This window comes from Streptomyces sp. NPDC054847 (genome assembly GCF_053610925.1).
The window spans coordinates 1-7,084 of record NZ_JBSGZJ010000374.1 but is presented as its reverse complement, the minus strand read 5'-3'; the positions used below and the strand labels follow the sequence as shown (position 1 = coordinate 7,084).

Below are 7,084 nucleotides of genomic sequence, written 5' to 3'. Positions count from 1 at the left end.
GCAGCGCCGCGCCGCGCGCGGGTCGCGGCGCGCGCCCCGCCCCCGGCCCCGGCCGCACATGCAGGCCCGGCGACGCCCACCCGGGGGGGCGGGCCCACCCGCCCGGGCCCCCGCGGTGCGTGGTGACGCGCACTCGCCGCCGGGCGGCGATATCGTCGCGAGGTGGACCAGGACAGGACTCCCCACCCCGAGCAGCCGGGGGACGAGGGCATCGTTTGCGCCGGCTGCGGCAAGGTCGCCGAGGGGCCGCCGGTGACCTGGACCTGCTCCGTGGAGGACGGCGTCCGCCATTACCTCTGCGAGGACTGCGCCCGTGACAACATCCGGGCGATCGAGAGCCGGCTCGACCCGCAGTGGTGGTGACCGCCGCCCGCATGCTGTCCGTCCGCCGGAGCCGCTCCGGGTGCCGTCAGGCTCCTGCCTCCAGTACGGCGGCGCCGTCCGCGCTTTCCTCCTCCGCCTCTGCGGCGTCCTCCACAACGAAGCCGGGCAGCCACTCCTCCAGCTCGCCCCGGAGCCGCACCGTCGCGTTCAGCTGGCACAGCACGCCGATCGTGCTCAATGTCACACGATGTATCAGCAGATATGCGGGCGGCAGGTTGAGCTGCTTGCCGAGCTGGTGCGCGGGAGAGCGGACATCGGCGATCCGGGCGGCCTGGGTGCGCATCCAGCCGCGCGTGAAGGTGAATTCCTCCACCTCCGCCGGCTCGATGATCGGCAGCAGGTAGTCGAGCACCGCTTCGGGGTCGAGGTCGATCGACTCCTTGACGAAGCCCTCTTCGCACAGGAGTCCGTAGACGGCCTCCGCCTCGCCTTCGAGGGTCATGCGCAGACAGGCGCCGATGGTTTCCGGTAGCCCGTCCGGCAGCCGGTCCACCGTGCCGAAGTCGAGGACACCCAGACGCCAGCCCTTGCCGTCGTCGTCGGGAAGCAGGCGGAAGTTCCCGGGATGCGGGTCGGCGTGGAGAAGTCCCGTGCGAGCCGGGCCGGAGAAGAGGAACCGCGCCAGCAACTGGCCCGCCCGGTCCCGTTCCTCGGGGGTGCCGCCGGAGATCACCTCGGCCAGCGGTATGCCGTCGATCCACTCGGTCACCAGGACCTGGTCGCTCTGGTGCACCACGTCCGGCACCAGCACGCCGGGATCGTCCGCGAACTCGGCGGCGTGCTCCTGCTGGGCCTGGGCCTCCAGCGCGTAGTCGAGCTCCTCCGAGACGCGGTCACGCAGTTCGGAGATGAGGGGCTTGATGTCCATGCCCGGGATCAGCGGCCCCAACAGCTTGGCGAAACGGCTCAGTTGCGCCAGGTCGGACAGCAGCGCGTCTCCCGCCCCCGGGTACTGCACCTTCACGGCAACCTCGCGCCCGTCGTGCCACACCGCACGGTGCACCTGCCCGATGGACGCGGCGGCGGACGGCTTGTCCTCGAAGCTCAGGAACAGCTCACGCCAGTCCTCCCCGAGACGCTCCTCGAGCACCGAGTGGACGGTCCGCGTCGGCATCGGAGGCGCGGCCTCCTGAAGCTTGGTCAGAGCGGCTCGGTAAGGACCGGCGATCTCCTCCGGCAGGGCCGATTCGAAGACGGACAACGCCTGCCCGAACTTCATCGCACCGCCCTTGAGTTCCCCCAGCACCTTGAACAGCTGCTCGGCCGTGCGCTGTTGCAGCTCCCGGGCCACGATCTCGGCGGACTTGCCGCCGATCCGCTTTCCCAGCCCCCATGTGGCGCGGCCGGCGAATCCCAGTGGCAGCGCTGCCAGCTTGGCGGTCCGGGTGACCGCCTTCCGGGGAAGATCAGACATGCGCCCCTCCAAATCCCAGACAGCGTGCCGCGTTTGCCGACGGCATCATTCCGCCGACCGCGTGTACCCGTTCATTGTGTCGTGTGCCGGAGCTGTTCCTGAGGTGTGCCTCCTCTCAGTTTTCCCCGCCGCACTGCAGGCACAGTCGAGGTTGGGTGCGATCCGTTCCGACCGCCAGGACAGCTGTGGCAGCGAAATCTCCCATCGGGCCCCGGTGCTCACGGGTGCCCCACCGTCGAGGAAGGACAGCGCGTGACACGCGGCCGTCCCCGCCACGGCCGTGGCCAGCGCGACATCGCAGGCGGGCACGGTCCGGCGCCGCCCCGAGCGCCACTGTGCCAGCAGCCGCCCCCTTCCCGGATCGAGCTCTGCCTGTCCCCGCTCCATGCAGCCCGCGCACGCCGTACATCCCGGCAGCACGAGAGGACCGACGACGCCGGTTGCCTCCACAACGCCCGTATAGAGATGGGGTGTGCCGGTCGCGATCCACTCCTCGGCGTCGTTCGCGGCAGGGGCGTAGGCCGCCAGCCCGTCGCGCGGTGCCACGACGACCAGGCTGAGGCCGGGCCCGCCGTCCGGGTCCTCGGTCTCCGCGGCACGCGGAGGCCGGTCGGGAGCCGCCCGCCGGACGAGCCGCCGGGCCGCCGTGTCCCTGCGCTCGCCGACCGCCTCCGCGGGCAGGCCGCCCGGAGCCACATCACCCGGCTCCGTGACTCCGCCGTCCAGTACCTCGACCCGCCCCACGCCCGCGGCCGACAGCGTGGCGGCGATCGACGCACCGACCCTCCCGGCTCCGCGGACCTGGACCCGTATGGCCCGCCTGGCCGCCACGAGACCCGCCGCGCCGCCCGGTTCGGGATGGATCACGGACAAAGCGGCGATGTCCGGCCGCAGCCGGTCATGGGCCGCCGCCCGCTTGCGCAGCGCGGCGGCCGCGGGACCTCCGGCCGTCGGGTCGTCGAGCAGGCCCGCGGCGGTCAGCCGGTGCACCAGGGCCTCCGCCCGGCCGTCCGGCAGGCCCATCGCCCGCGCCTCCTCGCGCAGCAGAGGCAGGCCCCGGGTCCCGTCCAGCAGTTCCATCAGAGCGCCGGTCGCGGTGTCGACCGGCCCGAGGGTCACCGCATGCGCGGGCGTCACCCCGAACTGCACGGACTGGCGGTCCCGCCATGCCCGCCGCAAGGCAGGCTTCATCATCGGATGCATTCCGCTTCCCCCGTCGGTCTTTGTGCTCGGACTGGCTCCGAGCCGTTGTCAGAATGCGGGGCCGCGGCGAGGCGTGTGAAAAGTTGTCCACAGGTCCGGGGTATTAGTCGTTCAAATGGTGCAGCCATCGGGCGGATCAAGAGTGCGGCGTCCGGGGACACGACTTCTCCCAGGGACAGCGGGTAACGTCGGGGCCGTGCCCGTCGACCCACCCGCTCGCCTCGCTGGGGAGACCTCACCGCACAGCGCGGGAGGTCAGCAGCGCAGTGCGCAGCGTCCCGCGCCCCGCGGAACGGGGACGAGCGCGGTCGAGGTCCGCCGCAGCGCCCGGCGCAGCAGAACGGTCTCCGCCTACCGCGAGGGTGACCGCACCATCGTCCTGATCCCCGCGAGGATGTCGGAGGCGGAGGAGCGGCGCTGGGTGGGCGTGATGCTCGACAAGCTCGCGGCGCAGGAGAGCAAGCGGGTACTCGGTGACGCCGAACTGACGGAGCGTGCGGAACGGTTGTCCGCCCAGTATTTCGACGGGCGTGCCAGGCCCGCGTCCGTGCGCTGGGTGACGAACCAGAACACCCGCTGGGGCTCCTGCACTCCGGCCGAGGGCAGCATCCGGCTCTCCCACCGCCTGCAGGGCATGCCGGAGTACGTGGTGGACTACGTGCTCCTCCACGAGCTGGCCCACCTGCTCGTTCCCGGTCACGGACCCCGGTTCTGGCGGCTGCTGGAGGCCTATCCCCGCACCGAGCGGGCCCGTGGCTACCTGGAGGGCGTCGTCGCCGCCGGCCGGCTGCCGCACCTGCCCGCGGATCGCGGAGAGTGACCGTCGACGGTCCTGTACCGAATGTGTACCGGCTTGGCTCAATCTCACGCCCAGCGGTTAGCCTGACGCGACGCATTCAATTCGGGATGGGGGACGGTCGTAACGCATGGCCAGGGAATTCCAACGCGGCCACAAGGCCAAGATCAGTGATCTCACTCCGGGAACGGATCTGTACGTAGGCGTGCAGATCGCGGCTCCTGGTCTGACCTTCGACATCAGCTGCTTCGGACTTGATGCCAACGAGCAGCTCTCCGACGACCGGTACTTCATCTTCTTCAATCAGCCGAAGTCGCCCGAGGAGTCCATCCAGCTGCTCGGCGCGCAGTCCGGCGACACCGAGTCGTTCCGCGTCACGCTCGACCGCATCCCGGCGAACATCCACAGGCTGTCCTTCACCGCCACGATCGACGGTGCCGGTCAGATGTCGCAGATCGGCCCCGGGTACATCCGCATCGTCGCAGGCGGCGAAGAGGTCGTCCGGTACGCCTTCACCGGCTCCGAGTTCACCACCGAGCGCGCCGTGATGCTGGGCGACTTCTACCTCAAGGACGTGTGGCGTTTCGCCGCCGTCGGCCAGGGGTTCGACGGCGGTCTCGAGGCTCTGCTGAAGAACTTCGGCGGCGAGGTCGCGGAGGAGGAGCCCCCCGCGGCTCAGCAACCGCAGGGCGCCGCACCGTCGTTCGCGCCGCCCCCGCAGGCGGCGGCCCCGGCTCCGGCCTTCGGCGCGCCCGCACCTCAGGCGCCGCAGGCTCCCCAGACGCCGCAGCCCGCGCCGGCCTTCGGCGCGCCCGCGGGTCAGGCCCCCGCGGCCCCGCAGCCCCAGATGCACAGCGCCCCGACCATGGCGGCGCCGATGACACCGCCGGCCGGGACCGTCCCCCCGCCCGCTCCGTCCCCGTACGGGCAACCGCCGCAGCAGCCTCAGTACGGGCAGGTTCCCGGGCAGATGCCGGGTCAGATGCCCGGCCAGGTCCCCGGACAAATGCCGCAGCCCGGCATGCCGTCGCCGTACGGCCAGCAGGCTCCCGCCCCGTACGGTCAGCAGCCCCCCGGCATGCCGCAGGGCGGGATGCCGCAAGGCGTTCCGCAGGGTGTGCCCCAGGCCGGCGCCGGCCTGCAGGCGGCCCTTCAGCCGTACCGTGAGACGGCCACCGGCCAGCGGTGGACCCCGCAGAACCAGCAGCTCATGCGGGTCGACCTGACCATGGGCGGCATGCCCGTCCTGGCACGCCAGGGCAGCATGGTCATGTACCAGGGCAAGGTCGACTTCAGCTACAAGGGCGCGGGCTTCGCCGGCCGGGTCGTGGGGAACGCCACCGGCCAGGAGATGCAGTTGATGCGCTGCACCGGACGCGGCCAGGTGTTCCTCGCCGAGGACGGCTCGCACCTGCACCCCATCGAGCTCCAGGGCGACGGGATCTGCGTCTCCGCAGAGAACGTCCTCGCCTTCGACGAGTCCCTTCAGCACGAGGTCCGCCGCATCGAGGGCCACGGCATTCCCGGCGGCGCGCTGTTCACGATGATGTTCCAGGGCACGGGCACCGTCGTCGTCAAGACGCACGGCATCCCCGTGGTCCTGCCGGTCACGCCGACCACGTTCGCCGACTGCAACGCGGTCGTCGCCTGGTCGGCCGCCTCGCAGGTGATCCTCTCCAGCCAGGTCCGGCTGCGCCGCAACGCGTACCCGGGACACAGCGGAGAGACCGTGAACCTCCAGTTCCGGGGCGCCCCTGGCAACTTCATCGTCGTCCAGCCGTACGAGGTCTGAGGGAGCCCTGTCAATGAACCAGCAACTCGCGGGCTTCGCCCCGACCCCCGTGGTGGCCCGCATGGAGAACCACGGCCGCACCATGCTCAAGGTCGCCATGGCCACCGGCCAGGACCTGTACGCGCGCACCGGCTCGATGGTCGCCTACGAGGGCTTCGTCCAGTACGAGCCCAACCCGCCCGCCGTCCGCCAGGTCGCGGCGCAGTGGGTGACCGGCGAGGGCGCGCCCATCATGAAGTGCTCCGGTGACGGCCTGCTCTACCTCGCCGACTACGGCGCCGACGTGGTCGTCATCAACCTCAACAACGACTCCCTGTCGGTCAACGGCACGAACGTCCTCGCCTTCGACGCGCACCTCCAGTGGGGCGTCGAGAAGGTCAAGGGCCTGGCCAAGTTCGCCGGCCAGGGCCTGTGGAACGTGGAGATCGCGGGCACCGGATGGGTGGCCCTGACCTCACGCGGCACACCGATCGTCGTCGACTGCGGCCGCGGCGAGGACGAGACGTACGTCGACCCCGACGCGCTCGTCGCCTGGTCCCCGAACCTGAAGGTGAAGGGCAAGCGCAGCTTCAAGGCGTCCTCGCTGATCGGGCGGGGCAGCGGAGAGGCCTACCAGATGGCCTTCTCCGGCCAGGGCATCGTCGTCGTACAGCCGAGCGAGGACAGCACCGACCGCCTGCGGATCCGGGGCTGAGGGGGAGCGGGAACACATCATGCAGAGTCCTCTTTTCAGCAACACAGAACAGCAGAGCCAGGACCGGTACGTCGTCCAGAACCCGCAACTCCTGCGGGTCTCGCTAACCGGCCACGACGACATCCTGGCCCGCAAGGGCGCCATGGTTGCCTACCAGGGGCTCGTCGACTTCGACGGCGAATACCAGACGAGCAGCCAGCGCAGGGCCCGCGCCAACACCGGTGAGGGTCTCGACCTGATGCGCTGCTCCGGGCAGGGCACGGTCTACTTCGCCAACCTCGCGCAGTACGTCCACGTGGTGGATGTCGACCAGGAGGGCATGACGGTCGACAGCGCCTACGTCCTGGCGCTCGACTCCACGCTGCACACCGAGGTGATCGCGGTGGACAGCCAGTACGGCATCTCCGGGTCGGGCAAGTACCAGCTCAACATCTCGGGCCGGGGCAAGGTCGCGCTGATGACGTCCGGCCAGCCGCTGATGATGCAGGTCACCCCGGACAAGTACGTCAACGTCGACGCGGACGCCATCGTCGCCTGGTCCTCGGCGCTGCGGGTGCAGATGCAGGCGCAGACGCACTCCTCCGGTGTCCGCCGGCGCCGCGGCAACACCGGAGAGGGCTGGGAGCTCAGCTTCCTCGGCCAGGGCTTCGCCCTGGTTCAGCCCAGCGAGGTCATGCCGCCGCAGAACGCCGATCTCGGGCAGGGCGTGCGCGCCCAGTTCGGAGTCGGCCAGCACGGTTCCCACGCCCAGAACCAGAACAACGCCTGGAACTAGCGCGGAAGCACAGCACGGGTAAGGGG

The 7,084-nt window shown here is 70.7% G+C and carries 7 protein-coding genes; 5 read left to right on the top strand and 2 right to left on the bottom strand.

The window, feature by feature from the left end; translation table 11 throughout:
* Positions 1 to 162 precede the first annotated feature (162 nt).
* Positions 163 to 363, top strand: a complete 201-nt coding sequence (locus ACWGH4_RS27560; protein WP_441264085.1) for a hypothetical protein — start codon at positions 163 to 165, stop codon at positions 361 to 363.
* Positions 364 to 409: 46 nt separating this feature from the next.
* Here the strand turns inward: ACWGH4_RS27560 and ACWGH4_RS27555 are convergent, their stop codons facing one another.
* Both ACWGH4_RS27555 and ACWGH4_RS27550 read right to left on the bottom strand, forming a co-directional pair.
* Positions 410 to 1,798: an ABC1 kinase family protein gene (locus ACWGH4_RS27555; protein ID WP_453465713.1), complete on the bottom strand. Its 1,389-nt coding sequence runs from the start codon at positions 1,796 to 1,798 to the stop codon at positions 410 to 412.
* A gap of 45 nt (positions 1,799 to 1,843) precedes the next feature.
* Positions 1,844 to 3,001: a ThiF family adenylyltransferase gene (locus ACWGH4_RS27550; protein ID WP_453465711.1), complete on the bottom strand. Its 1,158-nt coding sequence runs from the start codon at positions 2,999 to 3,001 to the stop codon at positions 1,844 to 1,846.
* Positions 3,002 to 3,197: 196 nt separating this feature from the next.
* Here ACWGH4_RS27550 and ACWGH4_RS27545 point away from each other — a divergent pair, with 196 nt between their 5' ends.
* The 4 genes from ACWGH4_RS27545 (at position 3,198) to ACWGH4_RS27530 (ending at position 7,058) form a co-directional block, all read left to right on the top strand.
* The gene (locus tag ACWGH4_RS27545; protein WP_453465709.1) at positions 3,198 to 3,821 is read left to right on the top strand and encodes a SprT-like domain-containing protein; all 624 of its coding nucleotides are present in this window, start codon (positions 3,198 to 3,200) and stop codon (positions 3,819 to 3,821) included.
* Between the two features lie 106 nt (positions 3,822 to 3,927).
* Positions 3,928 to 5,589, top strand: a complete 1,662-nt coding sequence (locus ACWGH4_RS27540; RefSeq protein WP_453465707.1) for a TerD family protein — start codon at positions 3,928 to 3,930, stop codon at positions 5,587 to 5,589.
* A gap of 13 nt (positions 5,590 to 5,602) precedes the next feature.
* The gene (locus ACWGH4_RS27535) at positions 5,603 to 6,283 is read left to right on the top strand and encodes an AIM24 family protein (RefSeq protein ID WP_441264090.1); all 681 of its coding nucleotides are present in this window, start codon (positions 5,603 to 5,605) and stop codon (positions 6,281 to 6,283) included.
* 19 nt (positions 6,284 to 6,302) lie between these two features.
* Complete coding sequence (locus tag ACWGH4_RS27530) at positions 6,303 to 7,058, top strand: AIM24 family protein (RefSeq protein ID WP_453465705.1); 756 nt, start codon at positions 6,303 to 6,305, stop codon at positions 7,056 to 7,058.
* The last annotated feature ends 26 nt before the right edge of the window (positions 7,059 to 7,084 follow it).